This window comes from Nocardiopsis sediminis (assembly GCF_042650565.1).
Lineage (GTDB): Bacteria > Actinomycetota > Actinomycetes > Streptosporangiales > Streptosporangiaceae > Nocardiopsis_B > Nocardiopsis_B sediminis.
This window is the reverse complement of record NZ_JBHSBH010000015.1, coordinates 587,684-610,207: the sequence shown is the minus strand read 5'-3', so window position 1 is coordinate 610,207 and position 22,524 is coordinate 587,684. Positions and strand designations below refer to the sequence as shown.

At 72.8% G+C, this 22,524-nt stretch carries 21 protein-coding genes; 13 read left to right on the top strand and 8 right to left on the bottom strand.

Annotation, left to right across the window (positions count from 1 at the left end):
* The first annotated feature begins 141 nt into the window (after window positions 1-141).
* A complete protein-coding gene (locus tag ACFOVU_RS25240; RefSeq protein ID WP_378537565.1) occupies window positions 142-687 on the top strand; it encodes an HNH endonuclease in 546 nt (181 codons plus the stop codon).
* A gap of 64 nt (window positions 688-751) precedes the next feature.
* On the top strand, window positions 752-952 hold the full coding sequence (locus ACFOVU_RS25235) for an FmdB family zinc ribbon protein (protein WP_378537564.1): 201 nt from the start codon (window positions 752-754) through the stop codon (window positions 950-952).
* Window positions 953-964: 12 nt separating this feature from the next.
* On the opposite strand, the gene ilvD is transcribed toward ACFOVU_RS25235, so the two are convergent.
* Together ilvD and ACFOVU_RS25225 are read right to left on the bottom strand one after the other, a co-directional pair.
* Window positions 965-2,833 carry a dihydroxy-acid dehydratase gene (gene ilvD / locus ACFOVU_RS25230; RefSeq protein ID WP_378537562.1) on the bottom strand — a complete coding sequence of 623 codons (1,869 nt, stop codon included), beginning with the start codon at window positions 2,831-2,833 and terminating at the stop codon, window positions 965-967.
* Window positions 2,834-2,981: 148 nt separating this feature from the next.
* Window positions 2,982-3,782: a nuclease-related domain-containing protein gene (locus ACFOVU_RS25225; RefSeq protein ID WP_378537561.1), complete on the bottom strand. Its 801-nt coding sequence runs from the start codon at window positions 3,780-3,782 to the stop codon at window positions 2,982-2,984.
* Between the two features lie 164 nt (window positions 3,783-3,946).
* On the opposite strand from ACFOVU_RS25225, the gene ACFOVU_RS25220 reads away from it, so the two are divergent.
* The gene (locus ACFOVU_RS25220; RefSeq protein ID WP_378537559.1) at window positions 3,947-5,365 is read left to right on the top strand and encodes an amidase; all 1,419 of its coding nucleotides are present in this window, start codon (window positions 3,947-3,949) and stop codon (window positions 5,363-5,365) included.
* Here the strand turns inward: ACFOVU_RS25220 and ACFOVU_RS25215 are convergent.
* Window positions 5,268-6,545 (bottom strand): MFS transporter, encoded by a 1,278-nt coding sequence (locus tag ACFOVU_RS25215; protein WP_378537557.1) that lies wholly within the window; start codon window positions 6,543-6,545, stop codon window positions 5,268-5,270. The two genes, ACFOVU_RS25220 and ACFOVU_RS25215, sit on opposite strands and share 98 nt — an antisense overlap.
* 101 nt (window positions 6,546-6,646) lie before the next feature.
* Between ACFOVU_RS25215 and malQ the strand changes: the two genes are divergently transcribed.
* Window positions 6,647-8,719, top strand: coding sequence for a 4-alpha-glucanotransferase (malQ, locus tag ACFOVU_RS25210; RefSeq protein ID WP_378537555.1), 2,073 nt, complete (start codon window positions 6,647-6,649; stop codon window positions 8,717-8,719).
* Window positions 8,720-8,868: 149 nt separating this feature from the next.
* Here malQ and pepN read toward each other — a convergent pair whose 3' ends face one another.
* Window positions 8,869-11,421 carry an aminopeptidase N gene (gene pepN / locus ACFOVU_RS25205; protein WP_378537553.1) on the bottom strand — a complete coding sequence of 851 codons (2,553 nt, stop codon included), beginning with the start codon at window positions 11,419-11,421 and terminating at the stop codon, window positions 8,869-8,871.
* 166 nt (window positions 11,422-11,587) lie between these two features.
* On the opposite strand from pepN, the gene ACFOVU_RS25200 reads away from it, so the two are divergent.
* From ACFOVU_RS25200 to ACFOVU_RS25185, 4 genes are all read left to right on the top strand, one after another.
* Window positions 11,588-12,211: a mycothiol-dependent nitroreductase Rv2466c family protein gene (locus ACFOVU_RS25200; protein ID WP_378537551.1), complete on the top strand. Its 624-nt coding sequence runs from the start codon at window positions 11,588-11,590 to the stop codon at window positions 12,209-12,211.
* A gap of 52 nt (window positions 12,212-12,263) precedes the next feature.
* On the top strand, window positions 12,264-12,428 hold the full coding sequence (locus ACFOVU_RS25195) for a hypothetical protein (protein ID WP_378537549.1): 165 nt from the start codon (window positions 12,264-12,266) through the stop codon (window positions 12,426-12,428).
* 151 nt (window positions 12,429-12,579) lie between these two features.
* Window positions 12,580-12,726 (top strand): hypothetical protein, encoded by a 147-nt coding sequence (locus tag ACFOVU_RS25190; RefSeq protein ID WP_378537547.1) that lies wholly within the window; start codon window positions 12,580-12,582, stop codon window positions 12,724-12,726.
* A gap of 74 nt (window positions 12,727-12,800) precedes the next feature.
* Complete coding sequence (locus ACFOVU_RS25185) at window positions 12,801-13,268, top strand: ribose-5-phosphate isomerase (protein ID WP_378537545.1); 468 nt, start codon at window positions 12,801-12,803, stop codon at window positions 13,266-13,268.
* A gap of 16 nt (window positions 13,269-13,284) precedes the next feature.
* Here the strand turns inward: ACFOVU_RS25185 and ACFOVU_RS25180 are convergent, their stop codons facing one another.
* A complete protein-coding gene (locus ACFOVU_RS25180) occupies window positions 13,285-14,565 on the bottom strand; it encodes a GNAT family N-acetyltransferase (protein WP_378537543.1) in 1,281 nt (426 codons plus the stop codon).
* Between the two features lie 280 nt (window positions 14,566-14,845).
* On the opposite strand from ACFOVU_RS25180, the gene ACFOVU_RS25175 reads away from it, so the two are divergent.
* From ACFOVU_RS25175 to ACFOVU_RS25160, 4 genes are all read left to right on the top strand, one after another.
* Complete coding sequence (locus ACFOVU_RS25175) at window positions 14,846-15,949, top strand: PP2C family protein-serine/threonine phosphatase (protein ID WP_378537541.1); 1,104 nt, start codon at window positions 14,846-14,848, stop codon at window positions 15,947-15,949.
* Between the two features lie 108 nt (window positions 15,950-16,057).
* Window positions 16,058-17,401, top strand: coding sequence for a magnesium transporter (gene mgtE, locus ACFOVU_RS25170; protein WP_378537540.1), 1,344 nt, complete (start codon window positions 16,058-16,060; stop codon window positions 17,399-17,401).
* Between the two features lie 91 nt (window positions 17,402-17,492).
* A complete protein-coding gene (locus ACFOVU_RS25165; RefSeq protein ID WP_378537538.1) occupies window positions 17,493-17,723 on the top strand; it encodes an antitoxin in 231 nt (76 codons plus the stop codon).
* Between the two features lie 66 nt (window positions 17,724-17,789).
* Window positions 17,790-18,590 carry a M23 family metallopeptidase gene (locus ACFOVU_RS25160; protein ID WP_378537536.1) on the top strand — a complete coding sequence of 267 codons (801 nt, stop codon included), beginning with the start codon at window positions 17,790-17,792 and terminating at the stop codon, window positions 18,588-18,590.
* Here ACFOVU_RS25160 and ACFOVU_RS25155 read toward each other — a convergent pair.
* Window positions 18,580-19,386: an ABC transporter ATP-binding protein gene (locus ACFOVU_RS25155; RefSeq protein ID WP_378537535.1), complete on the bottom strand. Its 807-nt coding sequence runs from the start codon at window positions 19,384-19,386 to the stop codon at window positions 18,580-18,582. The two genes, ACFOVU_RS25160 and ACFOVU_RS25155, sit on opposite strands and share 11 nt — an antisense overlap.
* Window positions 19,387-19,492: 106 nt before the next feature.
* On the opposite strand from ACFOVU_RS25155, the gene ACFOVU_RS25150 reads away from it, so the two are divergent.
* Window positions 19,493-20,032, top strand: coding sequence for a (2Fe-2S) ferredoxin domain-containing protein (locus tag ACFOVU_RS25150; protein WP_378537533.1), 540 nt, complete (start codon window positions 19,493-19,495; stop codon window positions 20,030-20,032).
* 101 nt (window positions 20,033-20,133) lie between these two features.
* On the opposite strand, the gene ACFOVU_RS25145 is transcribed toward ACFOVU_RS25150, so the two are convergent.
* Together ACFOVU_RS25145 and ACFOVU_RS25140 are read right to left on the bottom strand one after the other, a co-directional pair.
* Window positions 20,134-21,738 (bottom strand): MDR family MFS transporter, encoded by a 1,605-nt coding sequence (locus ACFOVU_RS25145; RefSeq protein WP_378537531.1) that lies wholly within the window; start codon window positions 21,736-21,738, stop codon window positions 20,134-20,136.
* Window positions 21,739-21,814: 76 nt separating this feature from the next.
* Window positions 21,815-22,441 (bottom strand): TetR/AcrR family transcriptional regulator, encoded by a 627-nt coding sequence (locus ACFOVU_RS25140; protein WP_378537529.1) that lies wholly within the window; start codon window positions 22,439-22,441, stop codon window positions 21,815-21,817.
* Between the last annotated feature and the right edge of the window lie 83 nt (window positions 22,442-22,524).

Genomic DNA, 22,524 nt, shown 5'->3' with positions numbered 1-22,524 from the left:
GGAAAACCACCCACGGGAGGTCCGTGTGGCAATGCGAACGGAACCGGTCACCCGGCCGGTCGACAAGGAGGTCTCCTGGCTGGCCGACCGGCTGGCCGGGGATGAGACACGGTCGGTCGACACGACGACCTTGGAGACGCCATGAGCTCCGGGCACAGTACGGAGGACGGGACAATCCACCGCCACGTACTGCTGCTCAACGCCAGCTATGAACCGTTGACGACGCTGCCGCTGCGTCGCGCGATCCTGCTGGTGTTGCGGGAGAAGGCCGAGGTCGTGCACGGCGACGCCGCGGGCGCCGTCCTGCATTCGGCCACGGCGGCGCTGTCGGTGCCGTCGGTGATCCGGCTCCGGCGCTACATCAGGGTCCCCTACCGCAGGCGGGTCCCGTTGACCCGGGTCGCGCTCATGCGCCGCGATTCCCACCACTGCGCCTACTGCGGGAAGAAGGCCGAGACCATCGACCACGTCATCCCCCGCAGCCGCGGAGGGCCGCACGTGTGGGAGAACGTGGTGGCCTCCTGCAAGCCCTGCAACCACCGCAAGGCCGACCGACTGCTCGACGAGCTGGGATGGGAGCTGAACGTGACCCCCACGGTGCCCCGGGGCCTGCACTGGCGGCTCATCAACGGCGAGCAGCACGGCGACCCCCAGTGGGCCCCGTACATGGCCAGGGTCGCGGCCTAGCCGCCGTCCACAGCGCCCGGGAGCGGTCCGGTCCCAGCCGCTCCCGGGCGTTTATGCTGTCGCCATGCCTCGCTACGACTACCGCTGCCGCTCCTGCGGCGAGACCTTTGAGCTGTCGCGCCCCATGGCGGAATCGGCCGAGCCCGCCACCTGCCCCGCGGGCCACGACGACACCGTCAAGCTGCTGTCGGCCGTGGCCGTGGGCGGTGTGGCCGCAGCCCCGCCGCAGGGCGGCGGGTGCTGCGGGGGCGGCTGCTGCGGCTGACCCGGACCGCTCCTAGCGGCCCTGCTCCACCTGCGACACATCGCGCGCGGCGCCGGTCGAGGCCGATGTGGCCATGGCCGCGTACGCGCGCAGCGCCGCGGTCACCGGCCGGTCGCGCTCGCGGGGCCGGAACCCGCCCAGGTCGGCCAGCAGGCGCTCGCGGCGGGAGTCGAGCTCCTCGCGCGGCACCTGGAGGCTGATCGAGCGCGCCGGGATGTCGATGCTGATGGTGTCGCCGTCCTCGACCAGGGCGATGTCGCCGCCCGAGGCCGCCTCGGGCGAGGCGTGGCCGATCGACAGGCCCGATGTGCCGCCGGAGAACCGGCCGTCGGTGATCAGCGCGCACGCCTTGCCCAGGCCGCGGCCCTTGAGGAAGCTGGTCGGGTAGAGCATCTCCTGCATCCCGGGGCCGCCCTTGGGCCCCTCGTAGCGGATGACGACGACGTCGCCCGGGGCCACCTGCTTGTTCAGGATGCCGTCGACCGCGTCCTCCTGGCTCTCGAACACCTTGGCGGGGCCGGTGAAGGTCCACAGCTCCTCTTCGACCCCGGCCGTCTTGACGATGGCGCCGTCGGGGGCGAGGTTGCCGTGCAGCACCGCCAGCCCGCCGTCGGCGGTGTAGGCGTGGGCGACGTCGCGGATGCAGCCGGCCTCGCGGTCGGTGTCGAGGCTGTCCCAGCGCACGTCCTGGGAGTAGGCGCGGGTGGTGCGCTGCCCGCCGGGGGCGGCGTGGAACAGCTCGACGGCCTCGGCCGACACGGTCGGCTCGGCGATGTCCCAGGCCGCGAGGTACTCGCCGACCGTTGCGCCGTGGACGGTGGGCAGCGAGGTGTCGAGCAGCCCGCCGCGGGCGAGCTCGCCGAGGATGGCGGGGATGCCGCCGGCCCGGTGGACGTCCTCGACGTGGTACTTGTCGGTGTTGGGCGCGACCTTGCACAGGCACGGCACCCGGCGGGACAGCTCGTCGATCTCGGGCAGCCCGAACTTCACCCCGGCCTCGGTGGCCGCGGCCAGCAGGTGCAGGATCGTGTTGGTCGAGCCGCCCATGGCGACGTCGAGCGCCATGGCGTTGCCGAACGCCGCCGGGGTGGCGATGGACAGCGGGAGCACGGAGTGGTCGTCCTGCTCGTAGTAGCGGCGCGCGACGTCCACGACCAGCCGGCCGGCGTCCTCGTAGAGCCGCTTGCGGGCGACGTGGGTGGCGACCACGGTGCCGTTTCCGGGCGGCGCCAGGCCGATGGCCTCGGTGAGGCAGTTCATCGAGTTGGCGGTGAACATGCCCGAGCAGGAGCCGCAGGTGGGGCAGGCGGCCTCCTCCATCTCGTCCAGCTCGGCCTGCGAGACGCTTTCGTCGGCGGCGGCGATCATGGGGTTGATCAGGTCGAGCTTGCGGACCTTGGTGGCCGTTCCGTCGGAGACGGTCACCCGGCCGGCCTCCATGGGGCCGCCCGAGACGAACACCGTGGGGATGTTGAGCCGCATGGCGGCGAGCAGCATCCCCGGGGTGATCTTGTCGCAGTTGGAGACGCACACCAGGGCATCGGCACAGTGGGCGTTGACCATGTACTCCACGGCGTCGGCGATCAGCTCGCGGCTGGGCAGGGAGTAGAGCATCCCGCCGTGGCCCATGGCGATGCCGTCGTCGACCGCGATGGTGTTGAACTCCCGGGGTACACCGCCGGCCTCGCGGACGGCCCCGGCGACGACGTCGGCGACCTCGCGGAGGTGGACGTGGCCGGGGACGAACTGGGTGAAGCTGTTGGCCACCGCGACGATCGGCTTGCCGAAGTCTTCGCGTTCCACGCCGGACGCGCGCATGAGGGCGCGCGCGCCGGCCATGTTCCTGCCGTGGGTGACCGTGCGAGATCGGAGCGCGGGCATGGGGTGTACTCCCATCGACGCCGAGAGGCGTGATCGATATGTGCTTCGACATCGATGGTAGTCGCGATGGAGACCGTATGCCGTCTCGGTCTCAGGGATCAGGGGTCCGCATAGTGAGACGTAGGGGTGGGGTGCGGGCCGGGGCCCCTCAGTAGCGGGGCAGCAGGACCTTCTGCGCCGCCTGGTAGATCTCCTCGATCTCCTGCTCGGACAGCCGCGATTTCCCGGTGCGCAGCCATTTGCGGACCTTGGTGCCGGTGATGATGTCGACGCCGCGCAGGTTGTGGCTGTCCCACGGCATCCCGGGGCCGTAGATCGCCAGCGAGGCGCGGACGTGGATCTCACGGCCCAGCTGCTCGCTGATGAGCCGCTGGGCGGCGCGCGCCTCTTCGAGCGCTTCGTCGATCCGCTCGTTCTTGGAGAACCGGCCGTGGTAGAGCTTCTCGAGCTTGTTGCGCAGCGGGAGCCGCTTGTCCCACGACTCGGAGTCGATGGCGAAGGCGCCCCGCCGGCCGACGATGAAGTGGTCGATCTGCCCGTTGCCGCCTTCGATGCCGCGAGCGTGCAGGACCCGGTACCCCAGGCGCTTCATGACCTTGAGCTGGGCCTCGGTGCGGCGCTGGGCGGCCGAGGGCCGGCGCCAGTGCGGGACCTCCGACTGGCGGCGGGAGTGGTGGACGGTGAAGGCGATGAGCGCGCCGATGCCGAAGGTGGCGCCGATGCGCCAGTCGGCGGTGAGGTAGCCGGCCGCGACGCCGACCGCGATGGCGATCAGGGAGCGGATCGCCCATTGCCGGGCGGCCTCGGAGGAGACCAGGGCGCCGTAGGTCGCCCGGGCGGTGCCCTTGGACGTCCGGGAGCCCTTGCCGCGTGAGGTCACGAAAGGCGACTGGTAGACGGTGCCCTGGTTCTTGCGGGCATCGCCGCCGTTGACTGTTGCCGAATCCACGGTGGACAGATTAGGGCCATCCATATGCGAGTCCTAGTCCATCGAATCTCACACTTTTCTTCCCCGCGGGGGAGTGAATGTGGCGTGTCGGGCGCCCATACCAGGGAAGGATAACCTTTCCCCCGCCCTTCTCTAGAGAACCACGCAGGCGCTAGCCTCCGATCATGACCCAGATCCACGATCTGACCGCGAACGACCTGGTCGGGGCGGTGCGCCGCCGGGAGCTCTCGCCGGTCGAGATCGCCGGCCACTATCTGGAGCGCATCCGCCGGCTCGGGGACCGGCTCGGCGCCTTTATTACGGTCACCGCAGAATTGGCGCAGGAACAAGCCCGAATGGCGGAAAAGCAGGCGCTGTCCGACACGCCGGACGACCTCCCGCCCCTCCTCGGGGTCCCCGTGCCCATCAAGGACCTCGACCCCGTGGCCGGCGTCCGCTTCACCTCGGGGTCGGCCCTGCACTCCGAGCGCGTCGCCGACGCCGACTCCGACGTCGTCGCCGCCCTGCGCGCCGCGGGGGCGGTCATGCCGGGCAAGACCAACACCCCCGAGTTCGGCTCCCCGTGCTACACCGAGAACGACATCGCCGCCCCGGCCCGCACCCCGTGGGACACGTCCCTGTCGGCCGGCGGCTCCAGCGGCGGGGCCGCGGCGGCCGTCGCCGCGGGGCTCGCCCCTCTGGCCCACGGCAGCGACGGCGGCGGGTCGATCCGCATCCCCGCCTCTGCCTGCGGCCTGTTCGGGCTCAAGCCCACCCGGGGGCGGGTCACCTCCGGCCCGTTCAAGCCCGACTTCATCGGACTGTCCACCGCCGGCCCGCTCGCCCGCACGGTGGCCGACGCCGCGCTCATGCTCGACGTGATCGCCGTGAGCGCCCCCGGCGACTACTACGCCGCGCCGCCCCTGCCCGCCGGGGAGACGTTCCTCGGCCACGCCCGCCGCGACCCCGGCCGGCTGCGCATCGCGAGCTTCTCGGCGCCGCCCCTGCCCGATGTCCCCGTCCACCCCGACGCCGCGGCCGCCCACGCCGAGGCCGCCGCGCTGCTGACCGGCCTGGGCCACGACGTCGAGGAGATCGCCCCGCCCTTCGACGCGTCCTTCATGCCGCACTTCGAACTCGTGTGGGCCGCCATGGCAGCGGCCAACCCGGTGGCCCCCGAGGACGAGCACCGCCTGCGCCCCCTCAACCGGTGGCTGCGCGAGCGCGCCCGCGCCTCCTCCATCCCCGCCTACATGGCGGCCACCGCCGCCCTCCAGGCCGCCATGCGCGCGGCGCTGCGGCGGCTGCTGCCCTATGACGCCGTGCTCACCCCGACCCTCGCGCAGCCACCGGTGCCCGTGGGCCACTTCGGCGCCGACCCCGCCGAGGACTTCCGCCGGATGACCCTGTTCACCCCGTTCACCTCGATGTTCAACGTCACCGGCCAGCCGTCGGTGAACCTGCCGCTGCACTGGAACGCCGGCGGCCTGCCCATCGGCGTCATGCTCACGGGGCGTCCGGGGGGCGAGCCGACCCTGCTGGCCCTGTCGGCTCAGCTGGAGGCGGCCCGTCCGTGGCGGGCGCGGACCCCGCCGGTCTGGTAGCCGCGACCAACGGGCTCAGGCACGCGGCGGCCAGCGCGAACCCCGCCGTCCCCGCGATCCCCGTCGCCACGCCGCCGGCGTCGATCAGCCACCCCGTCATCGGGGCGGCCACCGAGATCCCGGCGGTGTTGGCCGTGGTCAGCCAGCCGAACGCCTCGCCGCGCCGGTGCGCCGGGGCGAGGTCGCCCAGGCGCTCGGTCACCGCCGCGAGCGTCGGCGCGATCGCCAGGCCCGCCACGAACAGCACCGGCGCCACCAGCCACGGCGAGGGCACGTGGGCCACCGGCGGCAGCAGGACGATCAGCGGGAGCATCCCCACGGCCGTGGCGAACGCGCGGCGCACCAGCCGGGGCGGTCCGCTCATCCCGCCCGCCACCAGGCCGCCCACCAGCGAGCCCGCCGCATAGACCGCCATGAGCAGCCCGGCGTAGCCGGGCGAGCCCAGCTCGCGCGACCACGCGACCATCACCAGGTCCACCCCGCCCAGCCCGGCCACCAGCAGCAGGCACATGGCCAGCACGGCCAGGACCCCGCGGTCGGCGAGCAGCGACCTGCGCACCCGGCCCGGCGCCGGCGCGGCCGGCGGCGGGGGCACCGTGTACCCCGCCCTGCGCAGCGCCCAGGCGAAGCCCACCGCGCCGATGCACGACACCGCGGTCAGGACCGCCACCCCGGCCCGGCCCCCGGCAGCGCCGACGACGGCCGCGGCCAGCAGCGGACCGATGATGAACAGCAGCTCCTGGAGGGTCGCCTCGGCGGCGTACATGGTCTGGCGCGCCGGCCCGCTCGTCACCCGCGGCCACAGCGACCGCGCGATCTGCGAGGCGGGCGGCAGGAACACGCCTGTGACCACGGAGAGCGGCACCGCGAGCCACCACAGCGAGCCGGGCAGCAGCGCCAGCACCGCCAGCCCGGCGCCGTAGACGGCGGCCGAGGCCACCAGCAGCCGGTCGGCCGGGCGGCGGTCGGCCAGGCGGCCGCGGACCGGCCCGCCCAGCGCCGTGCCCACGGTCAGCCCGCCCGAGACCAGCCCCGCCAGCGCGTAGGACCCGGTCCACCCGGCCACCAGGAACGTGACGGCGATCGGCATCCCGCCGATGTGCAGCCGCGCCGTGAGAGACCAGAAGAGAAGGGACTTCAGATGGGGGAGCGCGAACAGCCGCCGGTAGGACTGGAGCATCGGCTCGATTATGCCGGAATGGCCGGAAGGCGTAAGTAGGCCGACACCGCGGGCACGGCGATACTCCGACACAGGGGGCGCGTAGGGCATCATCGGTTTCTGTGAGCGATGCGCATCTTGCACGGCTGGCCGAGGAGTACGGGGTCGCGACGACCCGCGAGGACTGGCGCGGGCGCCGCGTCCGCGTGCCCGTCGACACCCTGCGCCACGTCCTTGCGGCCCTCGGCGCCGACCCCTCCCGCCCCAAGGCCGCGCTGGAGGAGCACTGGGCGCGCCAGGCCACCCGGCTGCTGCCCCCGGCCGTCGTCACCCGCGCCGGGCGGCCGCCGAAGCTCCCCCTGCCCGACGACACCCGCGCCTGGGTCGAGATGGCCGGCGCGCAGTGGACCGAGCCCTGCGCCGACCTCCCCATCGGCGTGCACGTCCTGCACGTCGAGAACGGCACCGTGCGCCAGCGCGCCCCCCTGCTCGTCGTCCCCGACCGCCTGGAACCGGGCACCGCGCTCACCGAGGGCCGCGAATGGGGCCTGATGACCCAGCTCTACTCCGTGCGCTCACGCGCGTCGTGGGGACTGGGCGACCTGCGCGACCTCGCCGAGCTCGCCGACTGGAGCGCCCGCGACCTCGGGGCGGCCTTCACCGCCGTCAACCCGCTCCACGCCACCGGGCCCCTGCCGCCGCTGGAGCCCTCCCCCTACCTGCCCGCCAGCCGCCGCTACGCCAGCCCGCTCTACATCCGCATCGAGGACATCCCCGAGTACGCCCGGCTGGAGCCGGTCCAGCGCGAGGGCATCCAGCGCCTGGCGCGCCCGCTGCGCGAGCGCGGCCGCACCGCCGACCTCCTCGACCGCGACGCCGTGTGGGAGGCCAAGCGCGAAGCGCTCACCGTGCTGTTCCAGGCGCCGCGCTCGCCCGCGCGCGAAGCCGCCTTCCAGGCCTACCTGGAGCGCGAAGGCGCCCCGCTCGTGGAGTTCGCCACCTGGAGCCACCTCGCCGAGGACCACGGCCCCGACTACCGCACCTGGCCCGGCGAACTGCGCGACGTCTCGGCCCACACGGTCGGCGCCGAGGCGCTGCGCCGCTGGCCCGGCGTCGACTTCCACAGATGGATGCAATGGGTGCTCGACGACCAGCTCGCCGCCGCCCAGGCTGGCGCGCGCACCGCGGGCATGCCCATCGGCATCGTCCACGACGTCGCGCTGGGCGTTGCGCCCGGCGGCGCCGACGCCTGGATGTACCGCGACGCCATCGCGCCCGGGATCAGTGTCGGCGCGCCGCCCGACGAGGCCCACCCCCAGGGCCGCGACTGGCGGCAGCCCCCCTGGCACCCGATCCGCCTGGCCGAACAGGGCTACGCGCCCCTGCGCCAGATCCTGCGCCAGGCGATGCGGCACGCCGGCGGGGTGCGGATCGACCACGCAGCGGGGCTGTTCCGGCTGTGGTGGGTGCCCGAGGGCGCCCCACCCGACCAGGGCACCTACGTGCGCTACGACCACGAGGGCACGGTGGGCGCGCTCGCGCTGGCCGCCCGCGAGTTCGGCTCGCTCGTGATCGGCGACGACCTCGGCGAGGTGGAGCCCTGGGTGCGCGACCACCTCGCCGAGCGGGGCATCCTGGGCACCTCGGCCCTGTGGTTCGAGCGCGACCCCGGCGGCGTGCCGCGCCGCCCCGACGTGTGGCGCAGCGCCTGCCTGGCCACCGTCGCCACCCACGACCTGCCGCCGGTGGCGTCCTACCTGTCGGCCGAGCACATCGAGCTGCGCGACCGGCTCGGGCTCCTGGGGCGGCCCGTCGACGAGGAGCGCGCCGCCGCCGAGGTCCAGGTGGCGGCGTGGTGCGCGACCCTGGTCGACCTCGGCCTGCTCGACCCCGGCGCCGACCCGGTGTCGGACCCCGCCACGATCGTGGAGGCGCTGCACGCCTACCTCGCGCGCACGCCCGCCCGGCTGATCGGCATCGCCCTGACCGACGTGGTGGGCGACCGCCGCATGCAGCACCAGCCGGGCACCACCGGCGAGTACCCCAACTGGCGCATCCCCCTCACCAGCGCCGAGGGCGAGCCGGTCCTGCTCGACGAGCTGATGGCCGACCCCCGGCTCAACGACGCAGCCCGGCGGGTACTGCGCCCGGTGATGGAGCCCGATCTCCCCTCGGCCCACCGCGCCGGCGGCTGAGCCGCCGCGGCGAGGGCCGAGGGTGCCCGGCGGGAGGGGCCGGCCGGCGCACGGCACCCCAACGGGCGACGCCGCCCCCGGGGCGCGAACGGCGCGGGCCGGGCCCGGGGACACCGCCCCGTGCCCGGCCCGCGCCGGTGCCGTCAGCTTCAGTCCTGCCCGGACGCCGCGTCGGTGCGGCGGGCGGCGAGCGCCCGCTCCACCCCCGCGCGGCCCTCGATGAGCAGCCGGCGCAGCGCCGGAGCCGGGTCCTCGTCGCGGAGGTAGGCGTCGGTGCGCTCCAGTGTCGCGTTCTCGATCAGGTGGCCGGGGTAGGCGGCCTGCGCGAAGGTCTGGGCGAACTCGCCGGTCCAGTCGCGCCACGCCTCGCCCAGCAGCGCGAAGTACGCCTCGGCGTAGGGCCGGTACAGCTCGGCGTGCGCCGGCTCCACCAGGCCGCCGAGGGTGGCGCGGAACTCGGCGTTGGCCATCTCGCCGCTGGAGCGGATCCGGTCCCACGCCTCGGCCTTGGCCTGCGCGGTGGGGATCGCGGCCCGGCAGCCGGCGGCCTGGCGCTCGCCCGTGGCCGTGGGGTCGGACTCCAGCTCCGCGGCGATCTCCTTCTCGCCGGCCCGGCCGTGCACCACCAGCCGGCGGAGCAGCGTCCAGCGCAGGTCGGTGTCGATGGCCAGCCCTTCGACGGTGATTGCACCGTCGAGCAGCCCCTGGAGCAGTGACAGGTGCTCGCCGCTCACCGCGGCGTCGGCGAAGGCGTGCACGTAGGCCAGCTGGAGGTCGCCGCCCGGCTCGGCCGCCCCGAGCAGGTCGCGCAGCCGGCCCGCCAGCAGCGCGAACCCGGTCTCCTGCCACGCGGGGTCGGTGTAGTTGTGCAGCGCGGCGGCGGCCTGGCGCAGCAGCATCTGCGCGACCGACACGTCGCTCACCCCGCTGATGCCCGAGACGACCAGCCGCACGTAGTCGCGGGCGGCCATCTCGGCGTCGCGGGTCATGTCCCAGGCCGCGGCGAAGCACAGCGCCCGCGGCAGCGACTCGCGGATCTCGCCGGCGCCCTCGACCACCGTGCGCAGCGACCGCTCGTCGAGCCGGATCTTGGTGAAGGTGAGGTCGTCGTCGTTGATCAGCACCAGGTCCGGCTGCGCCTTGCCGACGAGCTCCGGCACCTCCGTGCGCGCCCCGGACACGTCGAGCTCGACGCGCTCGCGGCGCACGATGCCGTCGGCGGTGCGGTCGTAGAGGCCGATCGCCAGCCGGTGGGAGCGCAGCGTGGGGTGGTCCGGAGCGGCCTCCTGGAGCACCGCGAAGGACGTGAAGCCGCCGTCGGCGCCGACCTCGAAGTCGGCGCGCATCGTGTTGACGCCCGCGGTCTCCAGCCATTCGCGCGACCAGGTGGACAGGTCGCGCCCCGAGGCGGCCTCCAGTTCGCGCAGCAGGTCGGCGAGCACGGTGTTGCCCCAGGCGTGGCGCTGGAAGTAGGCGCGCACGCCGGCGAAGAACGCGTCGGTGCCGACGTAGGCGACCAGCTGCTTGAGGACCGAGGCGCCCTTGGCGTAGGTGATGCCGTCGAAGTTGACCTCGACGGCCTGCATGTCGGGGATGTCGGCGGCGATGGGGTGGGTGGAGGGCAGCTGGTCCTGGCGCAGCGCCCACGCCTTCTCGACGTTGGCGAAGGTGGTCCAGGCCTCGGTCCACTTGGTGGCGTTGGCCTGGCAGTACACGCTGGCGAACGTCGCGAACGACTCGTTCAGCCAGAGGTCGTCCCACCAGCGCATCGTGACGAGGTCGCCGAACCACATGTGGGCCATCTCGTGCAGGATGGTCTCGGCGCGCCGCTCGTAGCGGGCGTCGGTGACCCGCGACCGGAAGACGTAGTCCTCCAGGAAGGTCACGGCGCCGGCGTTCTCCATGGCCCCGGCGTTGAACTCGGGCACGAACAGCTGGTCGTACTTGGTGAACGGGTACCGCAGGCCGAAGAGCTCGTGGTAGAAGTCGAAGCCCTGCTTGGTGACCTCGATGATCGCGTCGGCGTCGAGGTGCCCGGCCAGCGAGGCGCGGCAGTACACGCCGAGCGGGATGCCGTCGTGCTCGTCGCGCACCACGTGGTAGGGGCCGGCGATGAGCGCGGTGATGTAGGTCGAGACCGGCTCGGTCGCCGGGAAGTGCCAGCGGGCCTTGGGGCCCCCGGGGTCCTCCACCGCCTCGCCCGCGACATCGGGGGCGCTGTTGGAGACCACCTGGTAGGAGGCGGGCGCGAGCACCGTCAGCTCGAAGCGCGCCTTCAGGTCGGGCTGGTCGAAGCAGGCGTACATCCGCTGGGCGTCGGAGGTCTCGAACTGCGTGTAGAGGTAGGTCGAGCCGTCGACGGGGTCGACGAAGCGGTGCAGGCCCTCGCCGGTGCGCATGTAGGCGGCGTCGGCCAGCACCCGCAGCTCGTTGGCGGCCTCCAGGCCGGCCAGGGTGATCCGGCCGCCGTCGAACACCTCGGCGGGGTCGAGCTCGCGCCCGTTCAGTTCCACCGCGTGCACGCGGGGGGCGGCCAGGTCGATGAAGGTGGCGGCGCCGGGCTCGGCGCTGTCGAAGCGGACGACCGTGCGGGACAGGAAGGTCTGGTCGCCGTGCGTGAGGTCGAGTTCGACGTCGTAGGACGTGACGCTGAGTATGCGAGCGCGCTCGCGTGCCTCGTCCCGTGTCAGGTTGCCCGCCACGTCCGCTCCCTTCACGGCCGCCGCCGTTGGCGGCCTCGAGTGCTTGCCGCGTCCGATCCTGCCACGCATCCACGTGGAATGCGGAACCGGGCGCGGAGGTTGAACCTGCCGGATGACCAGGGGGCCATCGCAGTGGGGCTCCCGCCGACCGTGAGGAGATGACCAGGTGAGCGAGCAGACGGGGCGGGTGGACACCGCCGATCTCTGGTTCGACCCGTTGTGCCCGTGGGCGTGGCTGACGTCGCGGTGGCTCCTGGAGGTGGAGAAGGTCCGCCCGATCCGGACCCGCTTCAACGTGATGAGCCTGTCGATCCTCAACCGGGACAAGGAGGACATCCCGCAGAGCTACCGCGACAGGCTCCAATCGGCCCTGGGCCCGGTGCGCGTGCTGACCGCCGCCGAGCAGCGCTTCGGCAACGAGGTGCTCGGCCCGCTCTACACCGCCATCGGCGAGCGCTACCACGTCCGCGACGAGCCGCGCGAGCTCGCCACGGTGAAGGCGGCGCTGGCCGAGGTCGGGCTGCCCGAGGAGCTGATCGACTTCGCCGAGAGCGAGGAGTACGACGAGCCCCTGAACCGGTCGCACCGGGCCGGCATGGACCAGGTCGGCGAGGAGGTCGGCACCCCGATCATCTCCGTCGACGGCACCGCCTTCTTCGGGCCGGTCGTCACCCCCGCCCCCAAGGGCGAGGCGGCCGGTCGCCTGTGGGACGGTGTGCTGCTGGTAGCGGGTACCGACGGCTTCTTCGAGCTGAAGCGCACCCGCACCCGCGACCCCATCTTCGACTGAGCCCCCGGACGACCCGACCCCCATCCCCGACCCGAGCAGTGAGGGAGCGGCCATGAGCGCACCCGATGACGACCGGCGCGTCGACTTCTTCGACGACGGGCCCGACATCCTCCCCGACACCACGGCGGACGAACGCGGAGCCGGCTGGGGCGAGTCCCCGGCCGACGACGACAACACCGCCCGGCTTCTGGAGGACCGGCCGCCGCACTGGGGGTGACCCTGTGCCCGGTCCCGGCCGGGGCACATGCGTGCGCCGGCCGGGACCGGTCCGGCGAGGTCACGGCCGGAACGGGGGCCGGTGCGGGGCGGTCCCGCGGGCCGCCTAGAATCGGCCGTGGAACATCCGTAGACCCAGGTCGAGGTGGAAGTTGAGCAAGCCGACGCAGTCCAAGGCCGGCCCGCTGAGCAAGGACATCGGGATGATCGTGCTGGCGAACATCGTCGCCGTCGCCTCGATCGCCCTCTTCGCCGCGATGGGCCTGAGCATCGCGATCGCCGCCAACGGGAGCCTGTAGCCCGAGCCGACCGCTGCGCCCGCCCCCCGGTGCCCGGCACCGGGGGGCGGGCGTCGTCATGAAAGACTTGCCACGTGCGCGTTTACATTGGATCCGACCATGCCGGCTTCGAGCTGAAGGAGCACCTCGTCTCCTGGCTCAAGGAGAACGGCCATGAGGTGGTCGACTCCGGGCCGGCCGTCTACGACGGCGCCGACGACTACCCGCCGTTCGTGCTGCGCGCCGCCGAGGGCGTGGCGGCCGACCCCGGTGCGCTGGGGGTCGTCATCGGCGGTTCGGGCAACGGCGAGCAGATCGCCGCGAACAAGGTGGCCGGCGTGCGCGCCGCCCTGGCGTGGAGCGAGGACACCGCCCGGCTCGCCCGCGAGCACAACGACGCCAACGTGATCAGTGTCGGCGGGCGCATGCACCCGCTCGACGAGGCCACGCGGTTCGTCGAGGTCTTCTTGGAGACGCCCTACAGCGGCGAGCCCCGCCACACGCGCCGCATCGACATGCTGAGCGACTACGAGCGCACGCGGGAGCTCCCGCCGCTGCCCTGACCGGCCTTGAGGACTTTCAGAAGATGACGCCGCAGTGGGCCCGGGTCGGCCGGCTCAGTGCGGCGTCGAGCCGTTCCACTGCCCCCGGCGTGTCCTCGGCGATCGCCCCCGCCGCCAGGTAGGAGCCCAGCGTCTGGTCGCCGAGGTAGGCCGACCCCAGGTGGGCGACGTCCAGGCGGATGTCGGGCGCGGCGTCGGTGGGCGCGCACCGGGCCGCCGTGTGGTCGGCGCTCAGCCGCCACCGGCCCGCGTTCCACGGGCAGTGGCGGTCGGCGACCTCGATCACGGTCTCGACGGGCGCCACGTAGGAGCGGTCCTCCAGCGCGCCGGGGACGTCGACCAGCCGCAGCCACAGGTTGTCGCTCAGCCGGGTACGCGCCCGGTAGCGGTCGGCCAGCAGGTGGTAGACGGGGTCGTCGGGCGGGGTCATGTGCGTGGTCACCGAGGACACCAGGTCCTCCCCGAGGACGTGCTCCCACAGCAGCGCCGAGGCGGCCGGGGCGGTCGCGTACATCTCCGAGATGCGCAGCGGGGAATCGGCCACACCATAATCGTCCCAGCGCTGGCGGGTGCGGTAGAGGACGTAGCCCAGCGGGCCGGCGTCGTCCTCGGCGAGGGCGCAGCGGAAGGCGCCGAAGCCGTCGCGGGTCTCGGGTGAATCGTGGAGCAGGTGGTCCCACCAGGCGTCGTCGCGCTGGAACTCGCCCACCCGCTGGCGGGCGGCCGCGCTGTGCACGGCGGCCAGCTCCTTGCGCGACTCCTCGGGGGTGCTCAGCCGCAGCCGCAGCGCGGGGTCGCGGGGGATGTCCGGGCGCAGCCGCGCCTCGTGCGTGGCGATGTCGACGGCCACGGTCCGGGAGGCGGGCCCGTAGCCGAACCGCTGGTAGATGCCGCCCTCGGAGGCGAACAGGGCCGCCACCCGCTCGCCGCGGTCGCGGATGTCGGCGAGCTGGTGGCGCATGAGTGCGGAGAGGATCCCCCGGCGGCGGTGGGTCGGCCACACCGTTACGGCCGATACGCCCGCGACCGCCCGCGGTCCGCCCGGCATGGTCATCGTGAAGGAGAACGCGGTGGCCGTCCCCACCAGGCGCGTGCCGTCGAAGACGCCGATGGTGCGGTCGAGCTCGGTGCGGGCGCGGACTCGGGCGGTATCGGTGGTGGACGGGGGTGCGGGGCGGTGCATCGCCGTGCGGCACACCAGGAGGTAGTCGTCGAACTCGGCTTCGGTGAGGGTACGGACCGGCCAGCCGGGCCCGGCACCGGCCGCGCCGGCGGGCGACACGCGGGAAGAGGACATGCTGCTGTCACTATCACCCGCCGAGGCGGGGCGGCGAATGGTTTTCCATCGGGCGTGTTGTGAACAGACCGAAGTGCGGATTCATGTCCGACCGCGTCGGTGAATTCCGGCCCTTTCGAGGGTTAACGCCCCGGCCGACTGACGGAAGCCGCGTTCATTGCCCATACTGGATCATGAGCAACCCTGCGGAATTTTCGGCATGCACACTGGAGGAAAATCGGTTGGCCTCATCCACGGAGCCGAGTGTGCTCCCGCACACAGCGGCTACAGTGCGGGCACGATGAACGCCTCGCCCTCCGCAAAGCTCACCCGCCAGGCCCGCTCGCTGTGGCAGCGCGCGGTCGCCCTGCTGCGGCGCAAGGTCCTTTTCCGCTACCGGCTTGTTCTGATCACCCTTGTCCTCCTTGCGGTGGGTATCGGCGTCGGCGCCGTCTGGGGCCCGACCGGGTGGTTCCCGCCGAGCGCCGTCATCCTCAACGTGCTCGCCGGCGGGCTGCTGCTCAAGCGCAAGAGCCTCGCGTTCCTGCTCGCCGTGGTGGCGGCCGTCCTGCTGTTCAGCGCCTTCGCACTCGATTTCGGCCAGGTCGGCCCCGGCCTGCTCGTCACCATCGGGGTCACCGCCGTCCTGGCCTACCTGCTCTCCGGCGTGCGCGAGCGCCTGGGCGTCCAAGGGCTGAGCGGCGAGAAGATGCTGCTCGAACTGCGCGACCGGCTGCGCGCCCAGGGCAGCCTGCCCGACCTGCCCGATGGCTGGGGCGCGACCGCCTTCCTCCGGCAGGCCGGCGGCTCCTCCTTCGGCGGCGACTTCGTGGTCTCCACCCGCCACGGCGACCGCCTGGAACTCGCCGTGGTCGACGTCTCGGGCAAAGGGGTCGACGCCGGGACCCGCGCCCTGCTGCTGTCGGGCGCCTTCGGCGGGCTCATCGGCGCGGTCCCGCGCGGGGAGTTCCTGGCCCAGTGCAACGACTACCTGATGCGCACCTCGGTGGGCGAGGGGTTCGTCACGGCGGTCCACCTCAGCCTCGACCTCGACAACGGCGACTACATCATCTCCTCCGCCGGGCACCCGCCCGCCGTGCAGTACGACAGGGCCGCCGGAGCCTGGTCGGCCACCGACGCCAAGGGCGTCGTCCTCGGCGTCATCCCCGAGATCACCTATGTCCCGGTCAAAGGGCGGCTGCGCCCCGGCGACGCCCTCATGCTCTACACCGACGGCCTCATCGAGACCCCGGGCGAGGACCTCGACTCCGGCATCGACCGGCTCCTGGGCGCCGCCGACCGCCTCGTGGGCGAGGGGTTCGGCGCCGGTGCCGAGGGGGTGGTCGACACTCTCAGCAAGGGCAAGAACGACGACACGGCCCTTGTGGTGATCTGGCGCTCCTGACCCCCGGTAAGGTCCATGGGGGTCGACGGGCCGGGCTCGGCCCTGTCCTTCGGATCGTTCCGGGCTCCGAAGGCATCCGGAAGACAGGGCCTTGGGGGGAGGCGGCGCATGTCCGCGGACGAGCCCGGCGAGGAGCTGACCTCGCTGGTCGAGCGCAGCGATCTGACCGGAGTCCGGCTCTGGCTCGCCGAGCATCCCCCGTACGAGATCGCCGACGAGCTGTCCCGGATGGACAGCGCCCTGGCCATGATCCCCTTCCGCCTCCTCGACAAGGACCGCGAGCTGGAGGTCTTCGAGGAGCTCGACCCCGTCCACCAGCACGAGATCCTGGCGGGGCTGCGCGGCACCGCGTTCTCCGAGCTGCTGGAGGAGATGGACCCCGATGACCGCGCCCGGCTCATCGGGGAGGCGCCCGCGAAGATCGCCGCCCGGGCCCTGGCGGGGCTGAGCCCCGCCGAGCGCCGGATGACGGCCGCCCTGCTCGGCTACCCCGAGGGGTCGGTCGGCCGGGTCATGACCCCCGAGACCGTCGTCCTCCACCGCGACCTCACGGTCGGCCGCGCCTTGGAGGTCGTGCGCGCCGAGGGGGCCGCCGCCGAGACCGTCTACACCCTGCCCGTGGTCGACGACGGCCGCCGGCTGGCCGGCACGGTCCGCCTCAGCGACCTGGTCGTCAGCGACGACACCGCCGAGATCAAGGACATCGTCGACATTCTCGTGCCCCGGGTGCGGGCGACGGAGCCCGCCGAGGACGCCGCCCGGCTGATCCAGGAGGCCAACCTCGTCGCGCTGCCGGTGGTCGACTCCGAGGAGCGCTTCCTCGGGCTGCTCACCTTCGACGACGCCCTGGAGCTCATCGAGGAGGCCGACTCCGAGGACATCGCCCGCCAGTCGGGCGCCAGCCCGGTCGCCGGCCACTACGTCGCGGCCTCCGTGGTGCGCCTGGCCCGGGCGCGCTCGGTCTGGCTGCTGCTGCTGATCGTCGCCGCGACCCTGACCGTCAACGTGATGCAGGCCTTCGAGGCCACCATCGAGCAGGTCACGGCGCTGGCCCTGTTCGTCCCCATGCTCACCGGCACCGGGGGCAACGTCGGCTCGCAGTCGGCGACCGCGATCGTGCGCGCCCTCGCCGTGGGGGAGGTCCGCGTGCGCGACCTGCCGGGGACGGCGTGGAAGGAGGCGCGCGTGGGCCTGCTCCTCGGGCTGATGCTCGCCTGTATCGCCCTGGTCATCGGCACGGCGTTGGTGGGACGCGACATCGCGGTCGTGGTCGCCGCCTCGGTGATCGTCATCTGCACGTGGGCCGCGGTGATCGGCAGCTCCATGCCGCTGCTGGCGCGCCGCGTGGGGGTCGACCCGGCCGTGGTGTCGGCCCCGTTGGTGTCCACCCTGGTCGACGCCACGGGCCTGCTCATCTACTTCACCATCGCCCGGACCATCCTCGGCATCTGATATCGCCGCAGGTTAAGCGCCGTCTGATCGGGTATCGCCGTCGGTGAGGGCCGACATACGTCGGATGACCATCGCGGACCAGGGGGGTCGGATGTCCGGACTCGGAGACGCCTTCGACAAGATCAAGAAGGCGGCGAGCGAGAACAGCGAGAAGGTCGCGGAGGGCGTCGACAAGGCGAAGCGGGTCGCGAAGGAGAAGACCGGCGGAAAGTACGACGAGAAGATCGACAAGGCCGGCAGTGCAGCGACCGACTACCTCCGCAGGCAGGCCAAGCAGGACCGGGAGCGCAACCGCCGGTCCGGCGAGGACGACCGTCCATAGCCGTTTTCCGTCGGCGGCCCCGGAGCGGACTCCGGGGCCGCCCCGTGTCTGCGCGATGATGGGGCGATGCAGCCCCCCTCCGCCGTCCTCCTGGCCCGGATCCGCATGCCCGCCATGTGGGCCGGGACCGCCCTTCTTGCCTTCGGCGCCTTCGCCGGCGTCCCGTGGTGGGTCAGTGTCCCGGTGTTCGCCGCGGCTCTCCTCGTCTACCTGCGGATCGGCCGGGTGCGCTGCGCCCCCCGCACCCTCCGGCCCCCGGTGGAGGGGCGGTGGATGGCGCTGGCCAGCCCCGTCGACAACGTGCCCAGCATGGGCGCGCACGCCTACGGCCAGACCTATGCGCTCGCGCTCGTCGCCGAGCCCGCCGACGCCTCCCGCCCCGACATCGGGTGGCGGCCGCTGAGCCGCCCGCCCGAGGACTTCCCCGGGTTCGGCCTCCCGGTGCTCGCCCCGGTGAGCGGGGTGGTCGTGCGCGCCCACGACCGCCAGCGCGACCACCGCAGCCGCAACTCCTGGCCGTGGGTGCTGGGCATGGTGGCCGAGACCGCGCTGCGCGAGCTGCGCGGCCCGGCCGGGCTGCTGGGCAACCACGTGGTCATCGACGCCGGGGACGGCTCCTACGTGCTGCTGGGGCACCTGCGGCGGGGCTCCGTCGTGGTCGCCGCCGGGCAGCGGGTCGAGGCCGGCGACCCCGTTGCGCGGTGCGGCGCGTCCGGGAGCTGCACCGAGCCGCAGGTGCGCATCCAGCTCATGGACCACCCCTGGCCGCTCTTGGCCGCGGGGCTGCCCTTCCGCTGGGCCGAGGGCGCCGCCGCCGGCCGGCTGACCGGCGGCCTGCCCGAGACGTGGCGCCCGTTCAGGGCGTGACGGACGCCGCCCGCGCGCCCCACCGGCCGTCGCGGCGCTCGATGGCGATCGGTTGGTCGAAGCAGGCGGTGACGAGCTTGGTGGTGAGGACGTCGTCGGCCTCGCCTGCCGCCACGACCTGGCCGCCGCGCAGCAGCATGGCGTGCGTGGTCGTGGCCGGCAGCTCCTCCAGGTGGTGGGTCACCAGGATCGTGGCCAGCCCGGGGTGCTCGGAGCGGAGGCGGTCGATGCTCGACAGCAGCTGTTCGCGGGCGGCGACGTCGAGGCCCGTGGCGGGCTCGTCGAGCAGCAGCAGGCGGGGCAGCGGCATCAGCGCGCGGGCGATGAGGAAGCGGCCGCGCTCACCCTGGGAGAGGGTCGGCCACACGTCGTCGCGCAGCGCGTCGACCCCGAGCGTGGCGATGAGCCGGTCGGCCCGCTGCTCCTGCTCGGGGGTGGGCGACCAGCGGGGCGGGAGCTCGATGCTGCCGGTCGCGCCGGTCAGGACGGCTTCGCGGCCGGTGAGCGCCGTGCGGATGTCGTGGCGCGGGTTCACGTGGCCGATGTGCGCGCGCAGCTCGCGGATGTCGGTGCGGCCGAGCCGGCCGCCGAGGACGCTGACATCGCCGCGGGTGGGGTGCTGGACCGCGCCGACGAGGCTGAGCAGCGAGCTCTTGCCCGCACCGTTGGGGCCGATCAGCGCCCAGTGCTCTCCGGGGCGTACGGCCATGCTCACCTGGTCGAGCAGGAGCTTGCCGGAACGGACGAGATCCACCTTGTCGACGGCGATGATGGGGGTCTGCGGTGCCTCGGTCATCGGATCACCCTATAGCTCGCCCCGATGTCCGGTGACCGGGGTCCTGAACTGCGCGGATACGGTGGAGACGGACAGCCGTGCGACGCCATGGAAGGAGCCGGCGCAGGTGACCCCGACGGATCGGCCGTGCCGCCTCGTGGTGTGCCGCGGATGCTGCTGCGGGACGAAGAAGAAGCGCCCCGGGGTCGACCACCGCGGGCAGCTCGAGCGGCTCGGCGCCCTGACCGACCACGAGGGCCGCGGCGTGCCCGTGCGCGTGAGCACCTGCCTGGGGATCTGCTTCAAGGCCAACGTGGTGGTCGTCCAGCCCTCGTCGGAGGGGCGCGCTGCCGGCGGCCGCCCGGTGTGGCTGGGCGACTTCACCGAGGACCGGCTCATCGACCGCCTCGACGACTGGATCTTCGCCGGAGGCCCCGGTGCGGCCCCGCTGCCGGAGGAGCTGGCCGCCCACGTCACGTCCAAGGACGCCAAGAAGCCGAAGAAGAGCGACCGCAAGAAGCTGAAGAAGCGCGCCGAGCGGGAGAGGAAGCGCGCCGAGCGGGAGGACCCGGGCGCGGGCGGCGACAAGAAGAGCAAGAAGAAGGAGAAGAAGAAGGACAAGAAGGCGGCCGGGAAAAAGGACAAGAAGAAAAAGAAGAAGGGGTAGCCCCCACGGGCCGCGCCGCTTCCGCTGCCCGCTGGGGCGCGGGCCGAGCCGGTCTCCCGCGGCTCGGCCCGCGCCCTGTCGTGGGGGCGGCCGGTCCCGTCCTACCCCGCGGCGCCCGCGCCGACGGGCTCGCGCTCGCCGTCGTCGCCCGCGTCGTCGGCGGAGCGGATCTCGGTGGCCAGCGGCTTCTCGCGGATGAAGAAGGCCAGCACGAACCCGACGGCCACGATGGGCACCGCGTAGAGGAAGATCGGCGGCAGCGCGTCGGAGAACGCGTGCACGATGAACTCCCGCGCCGGTGCCGGAAGGGCCTGGAGCATCTCGGGCGTCAGCGAGCTGATGCCCGCCTCGCCGCCCTCGAACGCGAGCCCGCCGCCCTGAGCGGGCGCGTCGGCGACCTGCTCGTTGAGTCGGCTGATGAAGATCGAGCCGAACACCGCGATACCGAAGGACGCGCCGATCTGCCGGAAGTAGTTGTTCGCCGACGTCGCCGTGCCCAAGTCGCGCGGTGCGGCGCTGTTCTGCACGATCAGCACCAGGTTCTGCATGACCATGCCCACGCCCAGCCCCAGGACGACCATCCCGGCCGCGTTGTACAGGTAGGGCGTGTCGGCGTCCATCCGCGACAGCAGCACCAGGCCCACCATGATCACGGCGGTGCCCACGATCGGCCACACCTTGTACCGGCCGGTCGCGGTGATCAGCCGGCCGGTGGTGATGGTGGCGGTGAGCATGCCGGCCACGATCGGGATCATCAGCAGGCCCGACTCGGTCGCGGTGGCGCCGTTGACCATCTGGAGGAAGGTCGGCAGGTAGGAGATGGTCGAGAACATCGCGATGCCCACGCTGATCCCGATGAGGGCGGTGAGCACGAAGTCGCGGTCGCGGAACAGCCGCAGCGGGATGATGGGCTCGCTCGCGCGGCGCTCGGCGAGCACGAACAGCGCCGCCGCGGCCAGGGCGCCGATCCCCAGCCCGATGATGACCGGGCTGCCCCAGTCGTACTGGCTGCCGCCCCAGCTGGTGAACAGCACGATGCAGACGCTGGCGGCGGCCAGCAGCAGCGTGCCGAGGTAGTCGAGCCGCGGCTTGGGGCCGGAGCGCTTGGGCAGGGTCAGCACCGCCGAGACGACGGCCAGCGCGACCGCACCCAGCGGCAGGTTGATGTAGAAGATCCAGCGCCAGTCGAGCTGGTCGGTGAACACGCCGCCCAGCAGCGGGCCGGCCACCGAGGCCAGGCCGAACACGCCGCCGATCAGGCCCATGTACTTGCCGCGCTCCCGTGCCGGCACGACATCGGCGATGACCGCCTGGGCGCTGATCATCAGCCCGCCGCCGCCGATGCCCTGGATGGCGCGGAAGAGGATCAGCTGGTTCATGTCCTGGGCGAGGCCGCACAGGACCGACCCGATCAGGAAGGTGACGATCGCGAACTGGAAGACGATCTTGCGGCCGAACAGGTCGCCGGCCTTGCCGTAGATCGGCATGCCCACGGTGGCCGCCAGCATGTAGGCGGTGACCACCCACGACAGGTGCTCAAGGCCGTTGAGCTCGCCCACGATGGTGGGCAGGGCCGTGGACACGATGGTCTGGTCGAGGGCGCCCAGCAGCATCGTCAGCATGACGCCGAGGAAGACCCAGCCCACCTGCCGCCTGCTCAGTGGGGCCGAACCGGGTAATTGCGCCTGGGCGCTGGTCGAACTCATCGGGTGGTACTCGCTTCCCCTGGTGTTTCGTGGCATGGCACATCCCGGAGACGGCGCGGCCGCGTGCGGCCGGGTGTCACAGCGGGCGGGATGTGGCGGTGAACGTCTCGGTGAGGACGTCGAAGACCTGGTCGAACTCGCGGCGCAGGTCGGCGGTGTCGGCGTCGACGTCGCCGAGGCACTTGACGCGGCGCATCGAGTAGCGCATGGCGGTGGTGCCGACGGCCGCGATGATCTGCGGCCGGATGTCGTTCTCGGGGTCGTCGCCCAGGCGGGCGGCGATGGCGCCGGCCATGGCGGTCTCGGCGGCGGCGAAGGACGCCATGACGCGCGGCCCGAGCTGGGGCTCCTTCTCCACGATGCGCTTGAGCATGTGGACCCGGTCGAACAGGGGCTCGGCGTCGTCGTTGTGGTCGGTGGCCGGCGAGAGCAGGAGGAGCTTCAGATCCTCCAGCAGGTGGCCGGTCGGGCCGCCCTCCGCGAAGACCTGGCGGGCCTCGTCGGAGTAGAGCAAGGGTCCCTCGCCGATGAGCGCGTCGTCCTTGGAGGCGAAGTAGTTGAAGAAGGTGCGCGTGGACACGTTGGCGGCGGCCGCGATGTCGTCCACCGTGACGTCGTCGAGCCCCCGCTCGAGGACCAGGTCGACGGCCGCGCTCTGGAGTGCCTGCCGCGTGGCGAGCTTCTTGCGTTCGCGCAGCCCCATCGATCCCCCTTCGTCCCCCTTGTGTCCAATATTGCAGATGATGCAAAAATGCGGCAAACGAATTAATGCGTGATCTGCATCTC